The 23,755-nt window shown below is 73.2% G+C and carries 22 protein-coding genes; 8 read left to right on the plus strand and 14 right to left on the minus strand.

The features are described from left to right. Nucleotides 1-95: 95 nt before the first annotated feature. From ABZ815_RS51435 to ABZ815_RS51445, 3 genes are all read right to left on the minus strand, one after another. Entirely contained in the window at nucleotides 96-407 is a 312-nt protein-coding gene (locus tag ABZ815_RS51435; protein WP_357710520.1) for an EthD family reductase, read from the minus strand. Between the two features lie 88 nt (nucleotides 408-495). Beyond that, nucleotides 496-966, minus strand: coding sequence for a ribonuclease E activity regulator RraA (gene rraA, locus ABZ815_RS51440; protein WP_357710522.1), 471 nt, complete (start codon nucleotides 964-966; stop codon nucleotides 496-498). A gap of 177 nt (nucleotides 967-1,143) precedes the next feature. Then, on the minus strand, nucleotides 1,144-2,112 hold the full coding sequence (locus ABZ815_RS51445; RefSeq protein ID WP_357710524.1) for an NAD(P)-dependent oxidoreductase: 969 nt from the start codon (nucleotides 2,110-2,112) through the stop codon (nucleotides 1,144-1,146). 207 nt (nucleotides 2,113-2,319) lie between these two features. On the opposite strand from ABZ815_RS51445, the gene ABZ815_RS51450 reads away from it, so the two are divergent. Next, complete coding sequence (locus tag ABZ815_RS51450) at nucleotides 2,320-3,876, plus strand: serine/threonine-protein kinase (protein ID WP_357710527.1); 1,557 nt, start codon at nucleotides 2,320-2,322, stop codon at nucleotides 3,874-3,876. A gap of 58 nt (nucleotides 3,877-3,934) precedes the next feature. Here ABZ815_RS51450 and ABZ815_RS51455 read toward each other — a convergent pair whose 3' ends face one another. Then, a complete protein-coding gene (locus tag ABZ815_RS51455; RefSeq protein ID WP_357710530.1) occupies nucleotides 3,935-4,804 on the minus strand; it encodes a hypothetical protein in 870 nt (289 codons plus the stop codon). A 235-nt stretch (nucleotides 4,805-5,039) separates the two neighbouring features. Here ABZ815_RS51455 and ABZ815_RS51460 point away from each other — a divergent pair, with 235 nt between their 5' ends. Then, on the plus strand, nucleotides 5,040-6,629 hold the full coding sequence (locus tag ABZ815_RS51460; RefSeq protein ID WP_357710533.1) for a lectin: 1,590 nt from the start codon (nucleotides 5,040-5,042) through the stop codon (nucleotides 6,627-6,629). Nucleotides 6,630-6,679: 50 nt separating this feature from the next. Here ABZ815_RS51460 and ABZ815_RS51465 read toward each other — a convergent pair whose 3' ends face one another. Further along, nucleotides 6,680-7,639: an NADP-dependent oxidoreductase gene (locus ABZ815_RS51465; protein WP_357710535.1), complete on the minus strand. Its 960-nt coding sequence runs from the start codon at nucleotides 7,637-7,639 to the stop codon at nucleotides 6,680-6,682. Nucleotides 7,640-7,742: 103 nt separating this feature from the next. Here ABZ815_RS51465 and ABZ815_RS51470 point away from each other — a divergent pair, with 103 nt between their 5' ends. Continuing rightward, entirely contained in the window at nucleotides 7,743-8,342 is a 600-nt protein-coding gene (locus ABZ815_RS51470; RefSeq protein WP_357710538.1) for a helix-turn-helix domain-containing protein, read from the plus strand. On the opposite strand, the gene ABZ815_RS51475 is transcribed toward ABZ815_RS51470, so the two are convergent. From ABZ815_RS51475 to ABZ815_RS51490, 4 genes are all read right to left on the minus strand, one after another. Beyond that, on the minus strand, nucleotides 8,317-8,790 hold the full coding sequence (locus ABZ815_RS51475) for a hypothetical protein (protein WP_357710541.1): 474 nt from the start codon (nucleotides 8,788-8,790) through the stop codon (nucleotides 8,317-8,319). The two genes, ABZ815_RS51470 and ABZ815_RS51475, sit on opposite strands and share 26 nt — an antisense overlap. A gap of 221 nt (nucleotides 8,791-9,011) precedes the next feature. Then, nucleotides 9,012-10,025, minus strand: coding sequence for an NAD(P)/FAD-dependent oxidoreductase (locus ABZ815_RS51480; RefSeq protein WP_357710544.1), 1,014 nt, complete (start codon nucleotides 10,023-10,025; stop codon nucleotides 9,012-9,014). 4 nt (nucleotides 10,026-10,029) lie between these two features. Then, on the minus strand, nucleotides 10,030-10,551 hold the full coding sequence (locus ABZ815_RS51485) for an isoprenylcysteine carboxylmethyltransferase family protein (protein WP_357710547.1): 522 nt from the start codon (nucleotides 10,549-10,551) through the stop codon (nucleotides 10,030-10,032). A gap of 32 nt (nucleotides 10,552-10,583) precedes the next feature. After that, nucleotides 10,584-11,636 carry a 3-oxoacyl-[acyl-carrier-protein] synthase III C-terminal domain-containing protein gene (locus tag ABZ815_RS51490; RefSeq protein WP_357710550.1) on the minus strand — a complete coding sequence of 351 codons (1,053 nt, stop codon included), beginning with the start codon at nucleotides 11,634-11,636 and terminating at the stop codon, nucleotides 10,584-10,586. Between the two features lie 126 nt (nucleotides 11,637-11,762). Here ABZ815_RS51490 and ABZ815_RS51495 point away from each other — a divergent pair, with 126 nt between their 5' ends. Continuing rightward, nucleotides 11,763-12,635 (plus strand): UbiA family prenyltransferase, encoded by an 873-nt coding sequence (locus ABZ815_RS51495; RefSeq protein WP_357710553.1) that lies wholly within the window; start codon nucleotides 11,763-11,765, stop codon nucleotides 12,633-12,635. Here ABZ815_RS51495 and ABZ815_RS51500 read toward each other — a convergent pair. From ABZ815_RS51500 to ABZ815_RS51510, 3 genes are all read right to left on the minus strand, one after another. Beyond that, a complete protein-coding gene (locus ABZ815_RS51500) occupies nucleotides 12,625-13,800 on the minus strand; it encodes an NAD(P)/FAD-dependent oxidoreductase (RefSeq protein ID WP_357710555.1) in 1,176 nt (391 codons plus the stop codon). The two genes, ABZ815_RS51495 and ABZ815_RS51500, sit on opposite strands and share 11 nt — an antisense overlap. 50 nt (nucleotides 13,801-13,850) lie before the next feature. After that, nucleotides 13,851-15,611, minus strand: coding sequence for a glycoside hydrolase family 15 protein (locus ABZ815_RS51505; protein ID WP_357710557.1), 1,761 nt, complete (start codon nucleotides 15,609-15,611; stop codon nucleotides 13,851-13,853). A gap of 77 nt (nucleotides 15,612-15,688) precedes the next feature. Continuing rightward, nucleotides 15,689-16,291: a hypothetical protein gene (locus ABZ815_RS51510; protein ID WP_357710559.1), complete on the minus strand. Its 603-nt coding sequence runs from the start codon at nucleotides 16,289-16,291 to the stop codon at nucleotides 15,689-15,691. 62 nt (nucleotides 16,292-16,353) lie between these two features. Between ABZ815_RS51510 and ABZ815_RS51515 the strand changes: the two genes are divergently transcribed. Next, nucleotides 16,354-17,784 (plus strand): PLP-dependent aminotransferase family protein, encoded by a 1,431-nt coding sequence (locus tag ABZ815_RS51515; protein WP_357710561.1) that lies wholly within the window; start codon nucleotides 16,354-16,356, stop codon nucleotides 17,782-17,784. An 18-nt stretch (nucleotides 17,785-17,802) separates the two neighbouring features. Here ABZ815_RS51515 and ABZ815_RS51520 read toward each other — a convergent pair whose 3' ends face one another. Together ABZ815_RS51520 and ABZ815_RS51525 are read right to left on the minus strand one after the other, a co-directional pair. Next, complete coding sequence (locus tag ABZ815_RS51520) at nucleotides 17,803-18,417, minus strand: trimeric intracellular cation channel family protein (RefSeq protein WP_357710563.1); 615 nt, start codon at nucleotides 18,415-18,417, stop codon at nucleotides 17,803-17,805. 11 nt (nucleotides 18,418-18,428) lie between these two features. Next, nucleotides 18,429-19,919 (minus strand): oligopeptide:H+ symporter, encoded by a 1,491-nt coding sequence (locus ABZ815_RS51525; RefSeq protein WP_357710565.1) that lies wholly within the window; start codon nucleotides 19,917-19,919, stop codon nucleotides 18,429-18,431. 148 nt (nucleotides 19,920-20,067) lie between these two features. Here ABZ815_RS51525 and ABZ815_RS51530 point away from each other — a divergent pair, with 148 nt between their 5' ends. The 3 genes from ABZ815_RS51530 (at nucleotide 20,068) to ABZ815_RS51540 (ending at nucleotide 23,634) form a co-directional block, all read left to right on the plus strand. Further along, nucleotides 20,068-21,912 (plus strand): AMP-dependent synthetase/ligase, encoded by a 1,845-nt coding sequence (locus ABZ815_RS51530; RefSeq protein WP_357710568.1) that lies wholly within the window; start codon nucleotides 20,068-20,070, stop codon nucleotides 21,910-21,912. 80 nt (nucleotides 21,913-21,992) lie between these two features. Further along, complete coding sequence (locus tag ABZ815_RS51535; RefSeq protein WP_357710570.1) at nucleotides 21,993-22,988, plus strand: hypothetical protein; 996 nt, start codon at nucleotides 21,993-21,995, stop codon at nucleotides 22,986-22,988. A gap of 151 nt (nucleotides 22,989-23,139) precedes the next feature. After that, nucleotides 23,140-23,634, plus strand: coding sequence for a hypothetical protein (locus tag ABZ815_RS51540; protein ID WP_357710572.1), 495 nt, complete (start codon nucleotides 23,140-23,142; stop codon nucleotides 23,632-23,634). The last annotated feature ends 121 nt before the right edge of the window (nucleotides 23,635-23,755 follow it).

Here is a 23,755-nt window from a genome sequence, read left to right on the forward strand (position 1 = left end):
GCACCGTCCCCCTGTCGGTCAAGAAGTAACACCCGCACAGCGCGTACACGACGAAGGGCGTTCCCCGACCACGGGGAACGCCCTTCTCGCATGTCTCAGAGCACCGACGCCGACGGCCCGGTCGTCATCGTGACCCCCGCCACGGCGAACTCGCCCACGTCGGCGACCGCCGCCTGCCCCTTCTCGCTGGCCATCGCCGCGAGGAACGACTGCTCGTCGTCCCAGGTCAGCACCGCGACCAGGTGGTAGGCGGGCCGCTGCCCGCCCCCGGCCACCGGACGCTGGACGGTGTAGGCCCGCAGGCCGGGCAGCGCGGCCGCGAGCGGCACGTGGATCTCGTCGTAGTGCTTGTCGAAGGCCACGACGTCCTCGGGGTGGTGGTAGAGCACGATGAGCTGGAATGCCATGGTCCGCCTCCGGATCGTGATGTCCTGCCACGAAATCACAGCCCGGGTTCCCTGATAACCCCGACGGAACGGGCAAATAGGAAGTAGGTCAGCTCGGCACGCGGGTGACGAGAATCCCGTCGTCGTCGCTGAACAGCTCGGCCCCCGGCGAGAACGTGACGCCGCCGAACGTGACCGGCACGTCCCGCTCGCCGCTGCCCGTCTTGCCGCTCTTGCGCGGGTTGGAGCCCAACGCCTTCACACCGAGATCCAGCTCGCGCAGCGCGGTCACGTCCCGGACGGCGCCGTGGATCACCACGCCCGCCCAACCGGCCGCGACCGCCCCACCCGCGATCACGTCGCCCATCAGCGCGGCGTGCAGCGAGCCGCCGCCGTCCACCACCAGGACCCGTCCTTCGCCGGGCTCCGACAGGACCGCCTTGAGCAGGGCGTTGTCCTGGTGACAGCGCACGGTGGCGATCGTGCCGTGGAAGGCGCGGCGCCCGCCGTACTGGCGGAGTTGCAGGTCGCAGGAGTCGAGCTCGTCGCCGCGCTCGTCGTACAGGTCCGCGGTGTTCATGGGGGCCTTTCCTGGCGGAGTGTCAGCGGTCGCGTTCATGCTGCCACGCCGGGCTCCCAGGAGGTCGGCAAGCCGGTCGGCCCGGCCGGGGTCGCGGCCCCGGCAGAAGGGCCCCGGGAGAAGGGCCCCGGGAGAAGGGCGGGGTCGCCGAGACCCACGTTCTGGCCGCCGGTTCCGCTATCGGTCGTGGCCCGCGCCGAGCCAGGAGGCGTAGTCGGCCACCCCGGTCTCGACGTCGTAGGCGGGCTCGAAGCCGGTGTCCTCGCGCAGCCGGGTGATGTCGAGGTAGGTGTCACGGCCGGTCCCGGCGGGGTCGCGGCCCTCGCGCAGCTCGACGTCCGCGCCGGGTACGGCCCGCCGGATCGCCGCGGCGACCTCGCCGTTGGTGGTCATCCGCCCGGTGGCCACGTTGTACGTGCGATGGCGCAGCCGCTCGGCCGTCTGCAGCGACGCGATGGCCCGCGCGCAGTCCTTGACGTAGCACAGGTCGCCGCCGTCCCCGGCGTACGCGCCCCACGCGGGGCTCGTCAGGTCCGGCGCGGAACCCCGTACGGCGGCGTGCACGAGCTGCGGCAGCAGGAAGAACGGTGAGCGCGGGTGCCCGAGCGGCCCCCAGATCGCGCCGATGCGGAGGTTGACCACCTCCAGGCCGGTCGCCGCGGCCAGATGACCGGCCATCAGCTCGCCGATCTTCTTGAACGTCGGGATCGGGTGGGAGGCCGCCATCGTCAGCGGCAGGTCTTCGCCCAGCGGACTGGGGGCCTCGACGCCGCCGTAGACGCCGATGGTGCTGGCCAGGCCGAGCCGGGACACCTGCCATTCGGTGGCCGCGTGCAAGACGTTGAGCAGGCTCGCGACGGACTTCTCGACCCCCTCGACCGGCTCGTGCGCGCCGGGCGGCCACGGGATCGAGCCGGCCAGGTGCACGATCCCGGTGATCTTGTGCCGGTCGCCCAGGGCGAGCAGCGAGGCGCGGTCGTCGAGGTCGGCCTGTTCGACGGCGAGCCGCCCCTCGGCCTCGCCGGCCAGCAGCGCGGGCACCTTGGGGGCCCGGCGCTGGACGAGTACGACGGATTCGCCGAGGTCGAGCAGCGCTCGCGCGGTGTGCGTCCCGATGAAGCCGAGCCCGCCCGTGATGAGGATCATGCTGTTCCTTTCATCAGTACCACTGATCGTCAGTGCTACTGATGATTAACGTAGTACGCGGACAGGGTGGCTGTCCAATGGGGCATCCCGGGGGCGGCGGATCTGGATTCATCCCGCTAAAGTTCATGATTCGGTACCGCTGCTGTCCCCAGGAGTCACCGCCTCATGCCGAACGCCGAGCCTTTACGTCCTGGAGACCCCACGTCCTTGGGAGCTCACCGGATCACCGGATGGCTGGCCTCCGGCGGGCAGGGGGTCGTCTACCTCGGCCAGGGGCCGGACGGGCGGCCCGTGGCCGTCAAGGTCCTGCACGGCATCGTGGCCGGTGAACGGTTCGCCGCCCTGACGGAGGCGGCCCGCCGGGTCGAGCCGCCGGGCGTCGCGCGGGTGCTCGACGCGGCCTGGGGGCGGTTGTCGTACATCGTGAGCGAGTACGTGGAGGGGCCGTCGCTGGCCGAGGTGGGCCGGCTCGGCGGCGGTCAGCTGCGGCACCTGGCGGTCGGCACCGCCACGGGGCTGGCCGCGGTGCACCGGGCGGGGCTCACGCACGGTGACCTCAAGCCGTCCGGCGTGCTGCTCGGCCGGGACGGCGCGCGTCTGGTCGGCTTCGGCACCGCCGGCACGGGGCCGGGCTCCGGTCGTGCCGGTGCGGGGACCGGGCCCGGACAGGGGGCCGACGGGGGCGCGGTGGCGTACATGGCGCCGGAGCAGCTGGACGGAGGCTCGGCGGGGGCGGCGGCGGACGTCTTCGCGTGGGCGTCGGTGATGGTGTTCGCGGCCACGGGCCGTCCGCCGTTCGGCGACGACGCGCCGCCCGCGGTCGCGGGGCGCATTCTTCGGGGGGAGCCGCAGCTCGGCGAGCTGCCGGACCCGTTGCGTGAGATCGTCCGCGCCTGCCTGGCCAAGGATCCTCAGGCGCGCCCGCCCATGACGACCGTCCTGCCCCTCCTCCTGGGCGAACCCCACCCGGCCACCGCCCCCGGCCCGCATCCGACCGGCCCGCATCCGACCGGCCCGCATGCCGGTGGCACGTTCCCGGGTGGCGGGCAGGCCGCTGGCGGGCATCCGGCAGGGCTGCCGTCCGGCGGTCCCGTGGCTGGTGGCGCGGCGGCCGGCAGTGCGGCGGCTGGTGGTGCGGGGGGTGCTCCAGGGGCGGGGAAGGCGGTGGGGAGACGGTCGCCGGTGCTGGTGCTCGGAGCCGGGGCGGTGGCCGTGTGCGTGGCGGCCGGGGTCGTGGTGTGGAACTCCGGCAAGCGCCAGGCGGACGCCGAGGTGCGTTCCGCCCAGGAGGCCGTGCGGACGTCCGCCACGGCGAGGCCGTCCAGGCACGGCACGGCCGCTCCGAGGCCCACGAGGACGCCGCAGCGCCGCGCGGCCCGCCCCCGTCCCACCCCCACCGGCTCTCCGGAACGCTCCACGCCGTCACCCACCCCCACCGGGACGGCGTCGTTCGCTCTGGCGTACGTCCGCGTCCAGGGCGCCTCGAAGATCAACTCCGCGGGGGTCACCTGCTACACCGGCGCGCTCAACTTCGCCGCCGGAGTGGACGCCACTCGCCCCGGCGCCGCCTTCTCCTACCAGTGGCTCTACGACGGCAGGGTCGTCGAGCGCGGAACGTCCCGCCTGCCGGCGGGCAGCCGCGGCGACTCCGTCAGCTCCAGGAGGCTCATCACCCCGGCGGGCGGCAGGCACACCGTCGCCTACCGGATCCTGAGCCCGTCGCCCAGGACGAAGTCCGTCACGTTCACCATGTGCACGCCGTAGGCGGGCACGAGAAGGGCGGGCCCGCGCAGCGGACCCGCCCTGATGGCACGCACGGGCATCACAGCCCGTAGCTGACCACCCAATACCCGTTGTACCTTCCGCCGTAGCAGGACAGCCTGGTCGGGCTGTGCCAGCTGCCGACGACCGTGCCGCCGCCGATGCGGCAGCGCAGCGAGGTCACGTACTGGTGGTTCCAGCCCCACTCACGGTCACCGTCGCGCCAGCGCTCGTCGTCCTCGTCGTGGCCGCTCTCCCGCCAGCGGTTGTCGCGGCGGTCGTCGTCGTTCCAGCGCTTGTCCTCGTGGCGGTCGTCGTCCTTGCAGCGGTCGTCATCGCGCCAGCGGTCGTCGTCCTCGTCGCGGTCGCCGACCCAGGGGCGGTCGCTGTCCCACTGGTGCCGGTGGTCCTCGTCCTTGCAGCGGTCGTCGTCGTCACCGTCCCAGGGGCGGTTGTTGTCCCACTGCTGCCGGTGGTCGTCGTCCTTGCAGTGGTCGTCGTCCTTCCGGCGGTCGTCGTCGTCACCGTCCCAGGGGCGGTTGTTGTCCCACTGGTGCCGGTGGTCGTCGTCCTTGCAGTGGTCGTCGTCCTTCCGGCGGTCGTCGTCGTCACCGTCCCAGGGGCGGTTGTTGTCCCACTGGTGCCGGTGGTCGTCGTCCTTGCAGTGGTCGTCGTCCTTCCGGCGGTCGTCGTCGTCGTCGTCCCAGAGAAGGTCGCCGACCCAGGGGTGCCGGTGGTGGCCGTCCTTGTTGTGGTCGTCGTCCTTGCAGCGGTCGTCGTCGTGGTCGCCGAGGTACGGCCCCCTGACGTCGTAGCCCGGAGCCGCGAAGAACGGCTCCGGACCCGGGTCGGCGACGGCCGGGACGGCGGTGACGAGCGGAATGGCGCCGATCGTGGCGCAAGAGGCAAGTGCTGCGATGAGTCGTCGCATCACACCGATCCAATCACTGTCGATGATCTAATCGCTACAGATAGTAACCGCAGGTCAGCGACTTGAAACGCGGCCCGAAGGGCTCCGTGTCACCCCTTCGGAAGCCCTTTGCGCGCCGAACGGCAGGCAACAGAATCCCTCAAGACCCCTTGACTCCACACGCAAACCGACGGACGATCCCGTTTGATTTAGTCGGATCATGTTGGGTTCTCATCCTCGGTGTTGAAGGAGTCCCATGCGTGCGATCCTTCGGTCAACCCTCGCCCTGGCCCTCACCGCGACCTGCCTGATCGCCGTCCCCGGCCTGGCGCCGCCCGCCTCCGCCCTGGACAACGGCCTCGCCAGAACGCCCCAAATGGGGTGGAATGACTGGAACAGCTTCGGCTGCTCGGTCAGCGACGCCCTCGTCAGGCAGACGGCCGACGCCATGGTGGCCTCCGGCATGGCCGCGGCCGGCTACGCGTACGTCAACATCGACGACTGCTGGTCCACCAGGACCCGCAGCGCGGCCGGCGACCTCGTCCCCGACCCGCAGAAGTTCCCCGGCGGCATCAAGGCGGTCGCCGACTACGTCCACGGCAAGGGGCTCAAACTCGGCATCTACTCCTCGGCCGGCACCACGACGTGCGCCGGCTACCCGGCCAGCCTCGGCAACGAGCGCAGGGACGCGGCCCTGTGGGCGTCCTGGGGCGTGGACTACCTCAAGTACGACAACTGCGGCGACCACCTCGGGCAGAGCGCGCAGCAGCGCTACACCGCCATGCGCGACGCGCTGGCCGCCACCGGCCGGCCGATCCTCTACAGCCTGTGCAACTGGGGTCAGGACAGCGTCTGGACCTGGGGCATGCCGGTCGGCAACTCCTGGCGCACCACGGGCGACATCCAGGCCAACTGGGGCTCGGTCATGGGCATCCTGGACAGCCAGGCCGGGCTGGAGGCGTACTCGGGGCCGGGCGGCTGGAACGACCCCGACATGCTGGAGGTCGGCAACGCCGGGCTCACCGCCACCGAGTCCCGGGCCCACTTCAGCCTGTGGGCGCTGCTGAACGCGCCGCTGGTCGCGGGCAACGACCTGCGTTCGATGAGCGCCGAGACCCGGACGATCCTCACCAACGGCGAGGTCATCGCCGTCGACCAGGACTGGGGCGGCCGGCAGGGGCACAAGATCGCCGACAACGGGAACCTGGAGGTCTGGCGCAAGCCCATGGCCGCGACCGGCACGGGCACCGGCTCGGTCGCCGTCGTGCTGCTCAACCGGGGGAGCGCGGCGGCCACCGTCTCCACCACCGCCTCCGCGCTGGGCCTCGGCGCCGCCTCCGGCTACGCCGTGCGCGACCTGTGGGCCCACACGACCGGCTCCTCGACGGGCACGATCAGCGCCTCCGTCCCCGCCCATGGAGCCGCCATGTACGTCGTCACCGGCGGCGGCACGCCCCCGGCGGCCACCGCGCTCAAGGGCGCCGGCTCCGGCAGGTGCCTGGACGTGCCCGGCGCGTCCCAGACCAGTGGCACCCAGGTCCAGATCTGGGACTGCAACGGCGGCCCCAACCAGCAGTGGACCCCGACCGCCGGTGGCGAGCTGCGCGTCTACGGCGGCAAGTGCCTCGACGTGTACGACCGCGGCACCGCCGACGGCACCCGCGTGATCATCTGGGACTGCAACGGCCAGACCAACCAGCAGTGGCGGCTCGGCGCCGACGGCACGGTCACGGCCGTCGGCGCGAACAAGTGCCTCGACGTGCCGGACAACGCCACCGCCAACGGGACCAGGCTCGTCATCTGGACCTGCAACGGCGGCGCCAACCAGCGCTGGACCCGGACCTGAGGCCCACCGCGGGACCATGCGGGCCCGCTCCGGCCCCGCTCGGGGCCAGGTCAGGCCACGCGAAGGACGATCTTCCCCTGGATGTGGCCCTGCTCGGCGCGCTCGTGCGCCTTCGGGGCCTCCTCCAGCGGGAAGACGCTGTCGACGCCGACGCGCAGCCGTCCGGCGTCGATCAGCTCGGCGAGCGCGGCCATCTGGGCCCCGTCGGAGTGCACCTGGCCGCCGCGGCGCACGATGCCGCGCCGCGCGACCTCCTCGTCGTGGTAGTCGCCGAAGAAGACCGGGCTGAGCGTGCCGCCGTCCTTGAGCACGGGCAGCAGGCGGTGGCCGTCGGGGCCGCCCACGGCGTCGATCAGACAGTCCACGTCGCGTACCGCGTCCTGCGGGGCGACGCGGGTGTAGTCGACGAACTCGGCCACGCCCAGGTTTTTCAGGAACGCATCGTGCCGGCCGGAGGCGACGCCGATGACGTGCGCGCCGAGGTCCGCGGCGAGCTGGACGGCGAAGTGGCCGACACCGCCGGCCGCGCCGTTGACCAGGACCCGGCTGCCGGGCCGCAGGCCGATGATGTCGTGGACGTACTGGTAGGCGGTCAGGCCGGCCATCGGCACCGCGGCGGCGGCGACGTGGTCCACCGTGGCGGGCTTGCGGGCCAGGTGACCGGCCGGGGCGGTGGTGTACTCGGCGTACCCCCTGCCGCCCTCGTCGCCGACGCGGGGGAAGCGGACGAGGCCGTACACCTCGTCGCCCTCCTGCCAGTCGGTGACGCCGGGGCCGAGTGCCGCCACGACGCCCGACACGTCCGAGCCGGGGGTGAAGGGCAGCGGGATCTCCGGCCGCTTCGACGGCGGGATGTTGGCGAACCCCCTGCGAGCGTACCAGTCGGGCGGGTTGAGCGCGGCGGCGCGCACCTGGACCAGGACCTCGCCCGGCTTCGGCACGGGCACGGGGACCTCTTCGAGCCGCAGGACCTCGGGGCCGCCGACCTCGTGCACGCGGATGGCCTTCATCGTCGATTCTCCTCGGGGAGACGGGCGCCGCTATGATGCGGAGCAGTGTTCCGGATCATAACCGGAGCGCTGCTCCACTTGTCAATCGGCCGGAAGGTGGCGGATGACCGAAACACCCCGTAACCAGCGCGCGGACGCCCAGCGCAACCGGGAGCGCATCCTGGCCGTGGCCGCCGCCGTCATCGAGGAGCAGGGCACCGAGGCGTCCCTGCGCGACGTCGCCCGCCGCGCCGAGGTCGGGATGGGCACGCTCTACCGGCACTTCCCGACCAGGGAGGCGCTGCTGGAGGCGCTGCTGCGGCAGCGCTTCGACCGGCTCGCCGAGCGCGCCCAGGCGCTGGCCGGCGCCGCCGCGCCGCGCGAGGCGCTGGTGGAGTGGCTGCGCGCGTTCGTCGAGGGCGCGGGCGCCTACCGGGGGCTGGCCGCCTCGATGATGGCCACGATCAACGACGAGGGCTCGCCGCTGCACGCCTCCTGCCACGCGATGCGCCACGCGGGCGGACGGCTCCTGGAACGCGCCCAGGCCACGGGCGAGGTGCGCGCCGACGTGACGGGGCTCGACCTGTTCGCGCTGGCCAACGCGGTGAGCTGGATCGCCGAGCAGGCCCCCTCGCTGGCCGCGCGCGGCGACCACTTCTTCGGCCTGCTCATGGACGGCCTCCGCCCGCCGGGCGACCTCACCGGCCGAGCGGCACCAGCCTGAGGTCGAACTCCACCTCCTCGTACGGCCCGTCCATGTCCCACCCCCCGGTACGCGGCACCGGCCGCCGCACCAGCTCCTCCTTGACCGCGTACGCCGCGTCGGAGCCCAGGTAGGGGTCGCCGGCCAGGAACACGTGCGTGGTCAGCGGCCGGTGGCCGGGCGCGATGACCTGGTAGTGCAGGTGGGCCGGGCGCATCGGGTGCCGCCCGACCGCGCGCAGCAGCCGGCCGGCGGTGCCGTCGACGGGCACCGCGTAGCTGCTCGGGCGGACCGTGCGGAACCAGTAGCGGCCCTCGGCGTCAGCGGTGAACAGGCCGCGCAGGTTGCCGGGCTCCTGGGCGGCGTCCTGGCTGTCGTACAGGCCGTTGTCGGCGGCCTGCCACAGGTCCACGGTCGCGCCGGGCAGCGGGACGCCGTCGCAGGACAGCACCCGGCCGTGCACGACCATGGGCGTCCCGCGCCCGCGCTCGGGGCCGCCGCTGATCCACGCGCCGGGCTCGCGGGCGGGGGCGGGTGGGCGACCAGCGCGGAGACGATCTCGTTGACCCGCGGGTCGGGGCCGTGGACCTGGTCGAGCACCTGCCGCACGAGCTTGTCTGTCATGGCGACCGTCCTTGACGGGGACCGTGGGGGTTCATTATCCGCACACGTCCGGGCCCCCGGGAAGACTCAGGCCAGGACGCGGACCACGCCCGCGAACACGCGGGGCAGCCGGCGCGCCGCGGGCACCACCAGCCGGGCCGTGCCGGGCCGCCGGGCCGCCTGGACCAGCGCCGCCGTCAGCAGCCGGTGCGTGCGCGACAGCCGCAGCCACGCGCCGTCGTAGTCCTGCGGGCGGTCCGCCGCCAGGCACGCGACCAGCAGCTCCGCCGATCGCACGGCCAGCGAGACGCCCTCGCCGGTGAGCGCGTCCACGTAACCGGCCGCGTCGCCGACCAGCAGGACACGCCCGGCGCGGCGGGCGCGCACGCCCTGGCGCAGCGGGCCCGCGCCGCGCACCGGGGTGACGGCCGGGCCGTCCAGGCGGCGGGCCAGGCCGGGGAAGCCGCGCAGGTGCTCGTCGAAGCCGCGCCGCGCCGAGCTGAGGACCGCGACGCCGACCAGGTCGTCGCCGACCGGCGTGACGTACGCCTCCCCGGCGCCCGACCAGTGGACCTCGACGAAGTCGCTCCACGGCTCGATCCGATAGTGCCTGCGCAGCCCGTACCGGCGGGGGCCGCGGGCCGGCCGGTCGAGGCCGAGCGAGCGGCGCAGCGGGGAGTGCAGGCCGTCGGCGGCCACCAGCCAGCGGGCCCGCAGCCCGATCGCGCGCACGCCGTCCCGGTCCTGCTCGGCGCGGGTGATCCGGCCGGTGACCGTCTTGACGCCCAGCTCGGCGGCCCGCTGCCAGAGCGCGCCGTGCAGGCTCGTACGCCGCACGCCCAGCCCCGGCCCGGCGGCGAACGCCGCCCGCGCCTCCCGCCGCCCGTCGAGGTAGTGGATGCCGCGGAAGCCGCGTCCCTCGACCGGCACGCCCATCGCCGTCAGCGCGGCCACCCCGCCCGGCATGACGCCCTCGCCGCACGCCTTGTCTACCGGCGCGGCGCGCGGCTCGACGACGACCGCCTCCATCCCGGCCAGCGCCGCGTGGATGGCCGTGGCCAGCCCCGCCGGGCCGCCGCCCGCGACCAGCACGTCGATCACCGGCTCACCCCCCTGCCGCGACGGCGAGCGCGGCGTTCTCGCACCGGATGCGCACCACCATCAGCGCGGCGTTGAGCAGCGTGAACGCCAGCGCCGTCAGCCACGCCGTGTGCACCAGCGGCAGCGCCAGCCCCTCGGCCGCCACCGCCACGTAGTTGGGGTGCCGCAACCACGCCAGCCGGTACGGCCCCCGCCGCACCAGCGGCAACCCCGGCACCACGATCACCTGCGTGTTCCAGCGCGGCCCGAGCGCCGTGATGCACCACCACCGCAGCCCCTGGGCCGCCACGACCACCGCGAGCATCGGCCAGCCGAGCGCGGGCACGAACGGCCGCCCGGCCAGGGCCACCTCCAGCGGCGCGCACACCAGCAGCCCGGTGTGCAGCGCCACCATCCACGGATAGTGCCCTCGGCCGGTCACCACGCCGCCGCGCGCCATGCTCCAGGCGGCGTTGCGCCTGGCGACGACCAGCTCTGCCAGGCGTTCCAGGCCGACGAGCACGATGAGCGCCAGATACCAGGTCACAGGTCAACCGCCGGAGGAGTAGAGGGAACGGGCTAGAAACGCAGCAGGACGAGCTCGGAGCAGAAACCGGGGCCCATCGCGATGACCAGCCCCCAGGACCCCGGCGCGGGCGGCTCGCCGGCCAGGGTCTCGCCGAGCACGTGCAGGACCGAGGACGACGACAGGTTGCCGTTGGCCGCCAGCGAGCGCCACGTCACGTCGAGCGCGCCCGCGGGCAGCTCCAGCACCTCCGACACCGCCTCCAGCACCTTGGGCCCGCCCGGATGGCACACCCACGCCGTCACGTCCGCGGCGGTGAGCCCGTGCTCGGTCAGGAACCCGTGCACGTCGTCGGCCAGGTGGCGGCGCACCACGGCGGGGACGCTGGCGTCCAGCATCACCCGGAACCCGGTGTCGCCCACCTGCCAGCCCATGACGTGCTCGGACCCGGGATACAGGTGGCTGCGGGTGGCGACGACCTCGGGCCCGGCCGTGCCGCGCTCGGCGCCGCCGGCGACCACGGCCGCCGCGCCGTCGCCGAACAGCGCACTGGCGACCAGGTTCGCGGGCGAGGAGTCGCCGCGCTGCACGGTCAGCGAGCACAGCTCCACCGACAGCAGCACGGCCACGTGGTCCGGCCAGCCGCGCAGGTAGTCGTGCAGCCTGGCGATGCCCGCCGCGCCCGCCACGCAGCCCAGGCCGAAGACCGGCACCCGCTTGACGTCGGGCCGCAGCCCGAGCCCGGCGGCCAGCCGGGCGTCCACGGACGGCGCGGCGATGCCGGTCACCGACGTGAACATGATCAGGTCCACGTCGGTCGGCTCCAGCCCGGCGGCGTCCAGGGCGGCCTTCACGCTCTCCAGCCCCAGCTCGACCGCGACGGAGACGAACGCGTCGTTGGCGGCGCCGAAGCCGTTCAGCTTCTCGTACCGGTCGATGGGGAGGGCGAGGTTGCGGTGCTCCACGCGGGCGCTGCGGTGCAGGCGGTCGAGGAGGCGGCGGTCGGCGCCGTCGGGCAGGCACAGGCGGGCGGCCATGTCGGTGAGCTCGGACTGTGGGTACCGGTGAGGAGGGAACGCGCAACGGACTGCGGAGATTCGGGTCATGCAGTGCTCCCTCGGCAGGTCGCCCACAACACTCACTCCCCGCACGCTTCCCGCAAGGATGGTCATTTAAGCCATACGCGGCGCGTGGGAATTCTCGCCGCGCGTCCTGCGGTCTACGATCACCGTGTGACCGACCCGGATCCCGCGGCCGCCGCCGTGGCGCGCGGCGGGCCGGCCCGTACGGCTGCCGCGCTGGCGCTGGCCTGCCATCCGGGCCCGACCGTGGCCGTGACCGCCCTGGTCACCGCGCTGGCCGTGGCGGCGGGCCGGGACGCAGGCGGCTGCGTCCTGGTGGCCGCCGCCGTGCTGGCGGGGCAGTTGTCGGTCGGCTGGTGCAACGACGCGCTCGACGCCGGACGGGACGCCGCCGCCGGGCGCGCGGGCAAACCGGTCGCCGACGGCACGGTGAGCGTGACCGCCGTCCGGGTGGCCGCGCTGGCGGCGCTGGTTCTGTGCGTGCCGCTCTCGCTCGCCTCCGGCCGTACGGCGGGACTGCTGCACCTGGCGGGCGTGCTGGGCGCCTGGGCGTACGACTTCGGCCTGAAGGCCACCGTCCTGTCGTGGGCGCCGTACGCGGCCGGGTTCGGGGTGCTGCCGGCGTTCGTGACGCTCGGACTGCCCGGGGAGCCGTGGCCGGCCTGGTGGGCGGTCGTGGCGGCGGCGCTGCTCGGCGTGGGCGCGCACCTGGCCAACGTGCTGCCCGACATCGAGGATGACCTCGCGACCGGCGTGCGCGGGTGGCCTCAGCGGCTGGGGGCGGCGCGCGTACGGGTGCTGGTGCCGCTGCCGCTGCTGGCCGCCACCTGCCTGCTCGTCCTCGGCCCTCCCGGCGGTCCCGGCGTGGCGGGATGGCTCGCCATGGGGGCCGCCGTCCTGCTCGCCGTCGGGGGGACGCTGCTCGCGGGCCGGTCCGCGCGGGCGCCGTTCGTCACCGCCGTGGCCGTGGCCGCCGTGGACGTGCTCCTGCTGCTCGCCAACGGCGCCGCCCTCACCGCCTGACGCCGTCCCGACGCCCCCGGGGCAGGCCCGTCGCGCCGCGCAGCCAGCGCAGCCCGACCGCCAGGGCCAGCGGCGCGGGCACCGTCCCCGCCCCGAGGCCGACCTCCACCAGCAGGTCGAACACCTCCTTGCGGTGCGCGGCGGTGCCGATGGCCGCGTCGATGAACCCCGGCGACTGCGCCAGCCGGGCCAGCACGTCGGTCGTGCGCAGGTGCCGCCCGAGCGCGCCGCGCAGCTTGGCCCGGTACCGGGCCAGCGGGTCGTCCGGCGCCTCGACCGCCGCCTCGGCCGCCAGGCGCCCCGACAGCAGCGCGTAGTAGATGCCCTCGCCGGTGAGCGGGTTGATCAGCCCCGCCGCGTCCCCGGCGAGCAGCACCCGCCCGGCGCCCGGCGCGGGCCGCCCGGTCGACAGGGGCAGGTGGTGGGCGCGCAGGTCGCGCGCGGGCCGGTCGGGCAGCAGCTCGGCCAGCCTGCCGTGCAGCACCTGGCGGCCCGGCGCCCCCGCCGTCCGCAGCCGGGGCAGCAGCATGCCGAACCCGACGTTGGCGGTGCCGTCGCCGATCGGGAACGACCACGCGTAGGCCGGCCAGCCCGCCCGCTGCATGGCGATGAGCTGCACGTCGTCGGACTCGGGCACGTCGGCGTAGCCGCGCACGGCCAGGGCGGTGTGCCGCTCGGCCGCCGCGGGCATCCCGATCAGCCGGCGCACCGCCGAGTAGGCCCCGTCGGCCGCCACCACCGTACGGGCCCGCAGCCGCCCGTCCAGGACGACCCAGGACCCGTCGTGGGCCAGCTCCCTGACGCGGTGGCGGCGCACCTCGACGCCCCGGGCCCCGGCCGCCTCCACCAGCCGCGCGTCGAACACCCGGCGCGGGACCACGTGGTTGGGCCGGGCCGCCTCGGCCGAGACGCGCAGCCCGCCCGGCGAGACCACGGTCAGCCGGGGCGTGGGCCGGTAGTCGTCGATGAGATCGGGCAGCCCCAGCCGGGCCAGCTCGTCGCGCCCGTGCGCGGCGATGCCGTCGCCGCACGGCTTGTCGCGGGGGAAGCCGGCCCGGTCGAGCAGCACCACGCGCAGGTCCGGCCGCAGCTGGACGGCCCGCAGCGCCGCCGCCGAGCCCGCCGGTCCCGCGCCCACGACCGCCAGGTCCCACTCCTCACCCATGCGAGGTCTTGTCCCACCCCGCGCGCGGCGGGAAACCCGTTCCCGCCGGGTCAGGCCCGCGACAGCGCGCGGGCGGCGTGGACGAGGGGCACGTGGCTGAACGCCTGCGGGAAGTTGCCCACCAGGCGTCCGTAGCGCGGGTCGTACTCCTCGGCCAGCAGCCCGACGTCGTTGCGCAGCTCCAGCAGGCGTTCGAACAGCTTCTCCGCCTCCTCCTTGCGGCCCTGCATCGCCATGACCTCCACCAGCCAGAAGCTGCACGCCAGGAACGCGCCCTCGCCGCCGGGCAGGCCGTCGACGTCGTTGTCGGCGGCCAGCGGATAGCGCAGGACGAACCCGTCGGACATCAGCTCCTTCTCGATCGCCGCCACCGTGCCCGCCACGCGGGGGTCGTCGGGCGGCAGGAAACCCACCACGGGGATCATCAGCAGCGCCGCGTCCAGCTCCGACGACCCGTACGACTGGGTGAAGGTGTTGCGGTGGGGGTCGAAGCCCTTGTCGCAGATCTCGGCGTGGATCTCGTCGCGCAGCGCGCGCCACTTCTCCACCGGGCCGGTGCGGCCGAAGCTGTCGACGTACTTGACGGCCCGGTCGAGGGCGACCCAGCACATCACCTTGGAGTGCACGAAGTGCCGGCGCGGGCCGCGCACCTCCCACAGGCCCTCGTCGGGCTCGTCCCAGTGCTCCTCCACGTAGTCGAGCAGCTGGCGCTGGATCGACCAGGCGCGCTCGTCGGCGGCCAGGCCGCGGGTGCGGGAGACGTAGAGGCAGTTCATCACCTCGCCGTAGACGTCGAGCTGGAGCTGCTGGACGGCCTCGTTGCCGATGCGGACCGGGCGGGAGCCCTCGTAGCCGTCGAGCCAGTCGAGGCGAAGCTCGGGCAGGCGGCGCTCGCCGGCGACGCCGTACATGATCTGCAGATCCTGGGGGCGGCCGGCGATGGTGCGCAGCAGCCAGGAACGCCAGTCGGCGGCCTCGTCGAGGTAGCCGGAGCTGATCAGCGCGTCGAGCGTCATCGTGGCGTCGCGCAGCCAGCAGAACCGGTAGTCCCAGTTGCGCACGCCGCCGATGTCCTCGGGCAGGGACGTGGTGGGCGCGGCCACGATGCCGCCGGTCGGCGCGTACGTCAGCCCCTTCAGCGTGATCAGCGACCGCGTCACCGCCTCCCGGTAGGGGCCCTGGTAGGCGCACCGGCTCACCCACTCGGTCCACATGGCCTCGGTCTCGGCGAGCTGCTCCTCGGCGTCGATGCGCGGCGGCATCGGCTCGTGGGAGGGATGCCAGGTGAACACGAACGGCAGCCGCTCGCCCGCGTTGACGGTGAACGTCGCCCGGTGGGCGTAGTCGCCGCCCTTGAGCGGCACGGGGGAGTGCAGCCACACCGAGTCGGGGCCGCCGACGGCCTGGAGGTGGCCGTTCGTCCGGCGCACCCACGGCACGATGCGCCCGTAGTCGAAGCGCACGCGCAGCTGGGTGGAGACCTCGACGCTGCCCGAGACGCCCTCGACGATGCGCACGACGTCGGGGTTCCGGTCGCGCGGCGGCATGAAGTCGATCACCCGGACCGTGCCGGTCGGGGTGTCCCACTCGGTCTCCAGGATGAGCGTGTCGGGCCGGTAGCGGCGGCGGGTGGCCGGCCGCCGGGCCGACGGCCCCAGCCACCAGTGGCCGTTGCGCTCGCTGCCGAGCAGGGCCGCGAAGCACGAGGGGGAGTCGAACCTGGGCAGGCAGAGCCAGTCGATGGAACCGTCCCTGGCCACCAGCGCGGCCGACTGCATGTCTCCGATCAGCGCGTAGTCCTCAATCCGCATGCCGAAGACGCTACTCGCGCGCGGGTGATCCCGCGCCGGGTCCGGGCCTGTCGCGTCAGGACGGGCCCGCCGCGGGGTCACGACAGGGGGAACCAGCGGGTGAACAGCTGGGTCAGCGGGCCGATGGCCAGGGCGAAGACGAGCGTGCCGACGCCGACGCTGCCGCCCAGCAGCCAGCCCACGGCCAGCACGGTGAGCTCGATGAGGAAGCGGGCCAGCCGCACGGACAGGCCGAGCCGCATCAGCCCGGTCATGACGCCGTCGCGCGGCCCCGGGCCCATGCCGGCCCCGATGTAGAGCACGGTGGCCAGCGCGATCGCGACCACGCCGAGCGCCACGTACAGCGCCTGGACGGCCAGGTGGGACGGCGTGGGCAGCAGCAGGATCGCCGCGTCGGCGAACAGGCCGAGGAACACCACGTTGCTGACCGTGCCGAGCCCGGGCCGCTGGCGCAGCGGGATCCACAGCAGCATGACCAGGGCGCCCACGCCGATGATGACCGTGCCGATGGACACGTCCAGCCTGAGGGCCAGGCCCTGGTGGAAGACGTCCCAGGGGTCGTTGCCGAGGCCGGACTCCACCTGGAGGCCGATGCCGGCGCCGTACAGGGCCAGGCCGCCGTAGAGGCGCAGGAGCCGGGCGGGGAGGGAACTCAGGCGGGGGACGGTTGCTTCGCTCATGATGGCCTCATAGTGGCAGGCCAATGGTTGCCAAAACAGGGCCAATCCTGGAAAGTGGCCTTATGAGGCATTTGTCGGCAGCGCAGGTGGCCCGGCTGGTCGACGTCGATCCGGCCGCCCGCCCGTACTACCGCGCCCTGGCCGACGGCGTGCGCGCGCTCATCATGGACGGCCAGATCCCCGTACGCGTCCGCATGCCCGCCGAACGCCACCTGGCCGAGACTCTCGGCGTCAGCCGCACGACCGTCACCTCCGCCTACGACCTGCTGCGCGAGCGCGGCTACCTGGACAGCAGGCAGGGCTCGGGAAGCTGGACCACCCTGCCCGACCCGGCCACCACCCGTGAGAACCCCTGGCTCAGCACCGGCGACGACGGCCTGATCCAGCTCCACTGCGCCGCCCCGTCGGCGCCGTCCACACTGCGCGAGGCCATGGCCGAGGCCCTGGACGACCTGCCCAGGTACGGCATGGGCAACGGCTACGACCCCATGGGCCTGCCGCTCCTGCGCGAGCGCATCGCCGCCCGCTACACCGAGCGCGGCCTGGCCACCCGGCCCGACCAGATCGTCGTCACCACCGGCTCCCAGCACGCCATCTCGCTCGTGGCCGGTCTGCTGATCGGCCCCGGCGACCCCGTCCTGGTCGAGTCGCCGACCTACCCGCACGCCATCGACGTGGCCCGCCAGTGCGGCGCGCGGATCGTGCCCTTCGGCATCTCGCACGAGGGCTGGCAGCCCGACCTCATGGCCGCCGCGATGCGGCAGTCGGCCGTCCGCCTGGCCTACCTCATGCCCGACTTCCACAACCCCACCGGCGCCCTCATGGACGACGCCACCCGCGCCGCCGTCGCCGGGGCGGCCCGGCGCAACGACGTCATCCTGCTGGTGGACGAGACCTGGAGCGAACTGGCCCTGGACGAGGTGCCGCACACCTCGCCGATGGCCGCCTTCGACACCGACAGCCGCGTGATCAGCCTCGGGTCGGCGTCCAAGCTGTGGTGGGGCGGCCTGCGCATCGGCTGGATCCGCACCACGGCCGCCCTGGCCCGCCGGCTGGCCCGGCACCGCGCGGCCGTCGACATCTCCAGCCCGGTGATGGAGCAACTGGTCACCGCCCGCCTGTTCGAACGGCTGGCGCAGACCCGCGCCGAACGCCGCCGCGGCCTGCGCGCCTCACGCGAGGCGCTGGTCGGCGCGCTGGCCCGGCACCTGCCGGACTGGACGTACACGCCGCCGCGCGGCGGCGGCACGCTGTGGGTGCGCCTCAACGGCGACACCTCCAGCACGCTCGCCGACGCCGCCGCCTCCCACGGCGTGCGCCTGGCCCCGGGCTCCTGGTTCGGCCTGGAAGGCACCCTGGAGGGCTACCTGCGCCTGCCGTTCACCCTGCCGCCCGAGACCGTCGCCGATGCCGTCGCCCGCATCGCCCGCGCCCGCGCCGAAGGCCCCACGAGCGCCCGCCGCCACCCCGACTCGCTCGTGCCGATGGTGTGAGGGGCTGTGTGAGGAGGGTTAGGAGTGCTCCTCGGCGCCCTTGGCCAAGGGCGCCCGCCAGTTGCGGCGCATCGCGGTGATGCGCAGGCCGAAGGCCAGCAGCGCGGCGGCCAGCGTGGCCGGCCAGCCGTGCATCCCCGCCGACGACAGGCCCGCCATCACGGCCGAGCCCAGCAGGGCGGGCACCGCGTAGAGCTGGCGGTCGTACAGCAGCGTGGGGATCTCGCCGGCCAGCACGTCGCGGATCACGCCGCCGCCGACGGCCGTCGTGACGCCGAGGATGGCGGCGTGCAGGGGGCTGAGGCCGTACTCCAGGGCCTTCTCGGTGCCGACGGCCGCGAACAGGCCGAGACCGGCCGCGTCGAGCACGAGGATGACGGGCATCACGCGGGCCACGTGCGGATGCCAGAAGAAGACGATCACCGTGGCGGCCACCGGCACCAGCACGTAACCCAGGCTCTGGAAGGCGGCCGGACGCACGTTGAGAATGAGGTCGCGGACCAGTCCGCCGCCGAGCGCGGTCATCTCGGCCAGGACGCCCATCCCGACGACGTCGAGCCGCTTGCGCACACCCATGAGCGCACCGGTCAAGGCGAAGACAAAAATACCGACAAGGTCGAGAATTTCAGACACGTTGGATGTTTTTACCGGATCGGCGGCATGGCCGCCGCATGGTAGTGCTCGGCCATGAGCACCCGCAGCTTCCGCGTGAACAGGAACAGCGCCACCCCGGCCGCGATCGCCATGATCGCCAGGACCAGGTAGTACATCGGATCGGACAGGTAGCGGCTGAGCCGCCCGGTCTGCCCGCCCACCGCGTCGCCCACCGACACCGCGATGAACCAGATCCCGAGCATCTGCCCCTTGAACGCCTCGGGCGCCAGCTTCGTCGTCACCGACAGCCCGACCGGGCTCAGCGACAGCTCGCCGAACACCTGGATCAGGTAGACCAGCACCAGCCACCACACCGACACCCGCCCGCCGGTGGCCAGCGAGGCGGCCAGCGCCATCACCACGAAGCTCAGCCCCACCATGACCAGCGCGAACGCGAACTTCTGCGGCGTGCTCACGCGCACCCCGAGCTTCACCCACAACGCCGCGAACACCGGCACGAAGATCATGATGAACAGCGGGTTGAACGACTGCGTCGTGGCCGCCTGGATCGGCACCCCGAACAATTCCAGCCGGGTGTGGTCGGCGGCGAAGAACAGCAGCTTGCTCGGCGCCAGGTCGTAGATCATCCAGAAGATCGCCGCCGCGACGAACAGCCAGATGTAGGCCTTCATCCGGCCGCGTTCCTCGTCGGTGAGGTTGTGGCTGCCCATCAGGATGTAGGCGAAGTAGACGATCGGCACGATCAGGATGACGATCGTGATCGCCAGCGCCAGACGGTCGATCGTGAGCGTGCCGGTGGCCGCCCACACGCCGAGCGCGACGGCCGTCGCGGCCGCGCCCACCCCGGCCAGCCGGCCGAAGCGGCGGCGCTCGGGCGGCGTCAGCCGGACGCCGGGACGCTCGCCGATGCCGCGCAGGTTGCGGCCGCCCCAGACGTACTGGAGGAGGCCGAGGGCCATGCCGACCGCGGCGGCGCCGAAGCCCAGGTGCCAGCGGTCGCCGTCGGCCAGCCAGCCGACGACGAGCGGCGCGAAGAAGGCGCCCAGGTTGATGCCCAGGTAGAACAGGGAGAAGCCGGCGTCTCTGCGGCCGTCCTCGTCCTCGCCGTACAGGCGGCCGACCATGACCGAGATGTTCGGCTTGAGCAGGCCGGTGCCGCTGATGATGAGCAGCAGCCCGAGCCAGACGAAGAACGACGTCGTCACCGGGATCGCCATGCTGATGTGGCCCAGCATGATGACGAACCCGCCCCAGAACACCGACCGGCGCGCCCCCAGGATGCGGTCGGCGATCCAGCCGCCGGGCAGCGCCACCAGGTAGATCAGCGCGCCGTAGACGCCGACCACCGCCTGCGCGGTCTCCTGGGACATGCCCAGGCCCCGGTGGGCCGGCGAGGCCGCCATGAACGTGGCCAGGATCGCCCGCAGGCCGTACCAGCTGAAGCGCTCCCACATCTCGGTGGAGAACAGTGTCGCCAGCCCCCACGGATGCCCGAAGAAGGTCCTTCCGCCCTTGCTCATGCGCGCCCCCCCAAGACACGTACGGCACCTGGTCGATCACTCTACGTGAACGAGCCGGCCGTTTCGCGGCTGGGTCTTGCCGCTGCCCAGAGGGTGTGGTGCGATGCATGCCACCTGTGCAAGTGATTACTGACTGGAGGCGGGTGCCATGGCCGAAGTCCTCGACGTACGGGCCTCGATCGAGCGGGAGATCGCCGGTCGCACGGTCTGCGAACAGCTCAGGCAGGTGGCCGCCCAGCACCCTGACGCGCCCGCGTACTCCGACCCCGACGGGGACGGCTGGTCCACCTTGACCTACGGGCAGGCCCGGCGGCGCATCCTGGAGATCGCGGCCGCCTTCGCCGCCCTCGGCCTGGAACGCGGCGAGGCCGTCGCGATCATGATGGTCAACCGCAGCGAGCACGTGCTCGCCGACCTCGGCGCCGTGCACGCGGGCGGCGTCGGCTGCACGGTCTACTCGACGTTCGCGCCCGACCAGATCGCGTTCGTGGCCGGCGACGTGGGCGCCCGCTTCGCCGTCCTGGGCGGCCCGGCCGAGCTGGCCCGCTGGCAGCCCGTGCTCGACCGGCTCGACGGCCTGCGCCGGATCATCATGCTCGACGGCGCCCCCGCCGGCGACGAGCGTTTCCTGTCCTGGGCCGACTTCCTCGACCTGGGCCGCGCCCGCCTGGCCGAGGACGAGGACGCCGTCGAGGCCCGCGCCCGCGAGGTGACCGAAGGCGACGTCGTCACCGTCCTGTACACCTCGGGCACCACCGGCATGCCCAAGGGCGTGCCGCTCACCCACACCAACGTCTTCTACGAGGTCGCCGCCACCGACCGCATCACCACGCTGCCGACGCACGGCACCCAGATCTCCTACCTCACCTACGCCCACATCGCCGAGCGCATCCTCAGCCTCTACCTCCCGCTGGTCAAGATGTCGCACGTGCACTTCTGCACCGACCTGGCGGGCCTGGGCGCCACGCTCGGCCAGGTCAGGCCGATGATGTTCTTCGGGGTGCCGCGCGTGTGGGAGAAGATGATGGCCCGGCTGCTCGCCGTGCTCGCCACCCAGCCGGAGGAGCAGCAGGCCGCCGTACGCCAGGCCATGGCCGCCGGCGCCGCCTACGTCGAGGCCGGCCAGTACGGCGGCACGATCACCCCCGAGATCCAGGCCGCCTACGACCAGGCGGACGCGTCCCTGCTGTCGGTCGTCCGCGGCATGATCGGCTTCGACCGCGCCGAATGGACCGCCACCGGCGCCGCCCCCCTGCCCGCCGAGGTCCAGCACTTCTACGCCGGCCTCGGGCTCAAGGTCATCGACGTCTACGGCATGACCGAGACCACCGGCGCCTTCACCGGCAACAGCCCCTCCTGCTACCGCCTGGGCACCGTCGGCAGGGCCGAGCCCGGCGTCGAGGTCCGCATCGCCGAGGACGGCGAGATCCTCACCCGCAGCCCGCTCAACACCGGCGCCTACCTCAACCGCCCCGAGGCCACCGCCGAGCTGATCGACGCCGACGGCTGGCTGCACACCGGCGACATCGGCACGGTCGACGACGACGGTTTCTACCGCGTCGTCGACCGCAAGAAGGAGCTCATCATCACCGCGGGCGGCGAGAACGTCTCACCCGCCGAGATCGAGAACCACCTCAAGGAGCACCTGCTCATCGGCCAGGCGCTCGCCTACGGCGACAACCGCCCGCACCCGGTGGCCGTGCTGACCCTCGACGGCGAGACCGCGCCCGGCTGGGCGAGCTCCCGCGGCATCGGCTTCGCCTCACTGGCCGAGCTGGCCGAGCATCCCGACGTCCTGAAGGAGGTCTCGGCCGCCGTCGAGGCCGCCAACGCCAAGCTGGCCAGGGTGCAGCAGGTCAAACGGTGGGCCCTGCTCGGCACCGAGTGGACGGCCGAGACCGAGGAGCTCACCCCGAGCCTGAAGCTGAAGCGCCGCGTCATCCACGCCAAATACGCCGACGTCATCGAGTCCCTCTACGGCGAGGCGCGCTGACCCCTCGCCCCGGTGGCTTTGCCATAAGGGGTGTGTGTCGCGGTCCTGGTCATGACCGGGCGCTTCCTAGCGTCTCGCTCATGACCAGAAGCCTCCTTCTCGTCTCGCTCGCGGCGGGATCGCTCACGGCGCCCGTGCCCGCGTATCCCGCCGCGACCGAGCTCGCCATCCGCGCCATCACCGTACGGCCCGCGGAACCGGTCGTGGGCGCCCACGACTCCGTGAGCCTGGTGATCGACGTGATCGCCCGGGGCGCGCGCGGCAAGAACGGCGTCACCGTCAAGGTCGAGCCCGGCGTGCCTCCCGGCCCGCTGCTGTCGGCCAAGCCTCCCCAGCCGGACCCGTCCGGCCTCCCGCCCGCCTCGGAACCCGCCCTCCCGGCGCCCTCCACGCCCTCCGGGCCCGACACGCCTTCGGAGCCCCCCGCCTCCCCTGGCGCCAGGCCGGGAATCGTGCCCGAGGACGCGCCCTCCGGCGGCCCGGCCGGGGCGCCGCTGGCCCAGATGCCCCTGGCGCTCGTCGCCGATCCCAGGCTCGACCTGCAGAAGGCCCCGGTCACGAACGCGCTGCCGCCCAGGCTGGTCTGGCGGCAGGGGGAGGTCCCTCCGGCCCGGATGGCGGGCGACTGGCAGACCTGGCGCTTCCTGCCGGACAAGAAACTGAACCGCTTCTACCCGACCGGCACCTGGACGATCAGCGCCACCGCCCGCGACGCGGACGGCGCCACCGTCACCGAATACGCCTCCTTCGAGCTCAGAAGGGCGACCAGGCTGTCGTCCGTCCGGGTGGAGAGGTCGCCGAAGGCCGCCGGCGGCGTACGGCTGCGCGGCTCGCTGACCCGGATCGACCCGCGCGGCTTCACCGACTTCGGGCCGTACGCCAAGCAGCGGCTGCGGCTCCAGTGGCGCGGGGAGGGCTCGCCCGCCTGGGAGGACGCGGGGGAGACGACGACCGACGCGGCCGGGGCGTTCGTGCAGACCGTCCCGTCCAGGAGGGGCGGCCTGTGGCGGATCCACTTCCCCGGAAACTCCCACTATGCCGCATACACCACAAAACCCCGACAAATCGCCAGTTAAGGCGATAAAACACGCACAAAAAGCCGCCAGGGTATTTGTCGTTATCTGATTGTGATCTGTCGTTTCGCAACTTTTCTTTACCCTTACGCGTCATTAGGCGTTGACGTGCTTCGTCCCTGAGGCGCGTCCAGACGGGGAAGGATTTGTTTTGATGATGCGACGTCTAGCCGCCGGACTGGCCGCGGCCGCCGTGGGCGCCACCCTGGTGGCCACCGCCGCCGCGCCCGCCCTGGCGGACACGGACCCCGATCCCGACTTCGCCGGCGGGCGCACGAGCCTCCAGCTCGACGTCAGCCCGGACCCGGTTCGGCGCGGCAAGGCCATCGACATCGAGGGCAAGCTGTCGGTGTCCTGCGACGAGGACTACATCAGCGGTTTCGTCTCGGTCCACCACGCCGACTACTGCAAGGACAGCGAGCGCTGGCACCGTCTGGCGTCGAAGCGGGTCACGATCCTCTTCCAGGCCGACGGCAGCAGCGGTTGGGACTACGTCGAGTCGGTGCGGACCAGCCGCGACGGCTACTTCCACACCACCGAGCGGGCCTACACCTCGGGCACCTGGCGTGCCGTCTTCGAGGGTTCCCGGTACCTGGCCCCCTCCGAGGGCAAGGACTGGGTGAAGGTCTACGGCGGCCGCCGCCACTAGCAGCACCCGGCGGAAGCCCCGCCGCGGGCGGGCCGGCTTACGGCGATTACCGCCCCGGGCACATGGGCAGAGCGGCGGGTTTGGTAAAAGTTTTCGAAGGCAAATGTATATAACGGTGGGG

The sequence above is a fragment of the Nonomuraea sp. NPDC047529 genome (genome assembly GCF_040642995.1).
Taxonomy (GTDB): Bacteria; Actinomycetota; Actinomycetes; order Streptosporangiales; family Streptosporangiaceae; genus Nonomuraea.

Bases quoted from the DNA above. Each gene is read 5' to 3' on its own strand.
- ABZ815_RS51460 (WP_357710533.1), top strand. From the start codon at position 5,040: ATGCGTGCGATCCTTCGGTCAACCCTCGCCCTGGCCCTCACCGCGACC.
- ABZ815_RS51525 (WP_357710565.1), bottom strand. From the start codon at position 19,919: ATGAGCAAGGGCGGAAGGACCTTCTTCGGGCATCCGTGGGGGCTGGCG.
- ABZ815_RS51530 (WP_357710568.1), top strand. From the start codon at position 20,068: ATGGCCGAAGTCCTCGACGTACGGGCCTCGATCGAGCGGGAGATCGCC.
- ABZ815_RS51535 (WP_357710570.1), top strand. From the start codon at position 21,993: ATGACCAGAAGCCTCCTTCTCGTCTCGCTCGCGGCGGGATCGCTCACG.
- ABZ815_RS51465 (WP_357710535.1), bottom strand. From the start codon at position 7,639: ATGAAGGCCATCCGCGTGCACGAGGTCGGCGGCCCCGAGGTCCTGCGG.
- ABZ815_RS51475 (WP_357710541.1), bottom strand. From the start codon at position 8,790: ATGGTCGTGCACGGCCGGGTGCTGTCCTGCGACGGCGTCCCGCTGCCC.
- ABZ815_RS51505 (WP_357710557.1), bottom strand. From the start codon at position 15,611: ATGCGGATTGAGGACTACGCGCTGATCGGAGACATGCAGTCGGCCGCG.
- ABZ815_RS51540 (WP_357710572.1), top strand. From the start codon at position 23,140: ATGATGCGACGTCTAGCCGCCGGACTGGCCGCGGCCGCCGTGGGCGCC.
- ABZ815_RS51490 (WP_357710550.1), bottom strand. From the start codon at position 11,636: ATGACCCGAATCTCCGCAGTCCGTTGCGCGTTCCCTCCTCACCGGTAC.
- ABZ815_RS51445 (WP_357710524.1), bottom strand. From the start codon at position 2,112: ATGATCCTCATCACGGGCGGGCTCGGCTTCATCGGGACGCACACCGCG.
- ABZ815_RS51435 (WP_357710520.1), bottom strand. From the start codon at position 407: ATGGCATTCCAGCTCATCGTGCTCTACCACCACCCCGAGGACGTCGTG.
- ABZ815_RS51515 (WP_357710561.1), top strand. From the start codon at position 16,354: ATGAGGCATTTGTCGGCAGCGCAGGTGGCCCGGCTGGTCGACGTCGAT.
- ABZ815_RS51500 (WP_357710555.1), bottom strand. From the start codon at position 13,800: ATGGGTGAGGAGTGGGACCTGGCGGTCGTGGGCGCGGGACCGGCGGGC.
- ABZ815_RS51510 (WP_357710559.1), bottom strand. From the start codon at position 16,291: ATGAGCGAAGCAACCGTCCCCCGCCTGAGTTCCCTCCCCGCCCGGCTC.
- ABZ815_RS51455 (WP_357710530.1), bottom strand. From the start codon at position 4,804: ATGCGACGACTCATCGCAGCACTTGCCTCTTGCGCCACGATCGGCGCC.
- rraA (WP_357710522.1), bottom strand. From the start codon at position 966: ATGAACACCGCGGACCTGTACGACGAGCGCGGCGACGAGCTCGACTCC.
- ABZ815_RS51470 (WP_357710538.1), top strand. From the start codon at position 7,743: ATGACCGAAACACCCCGTAACCAGCGCGCGGACGCCCAGCGCAACCGG.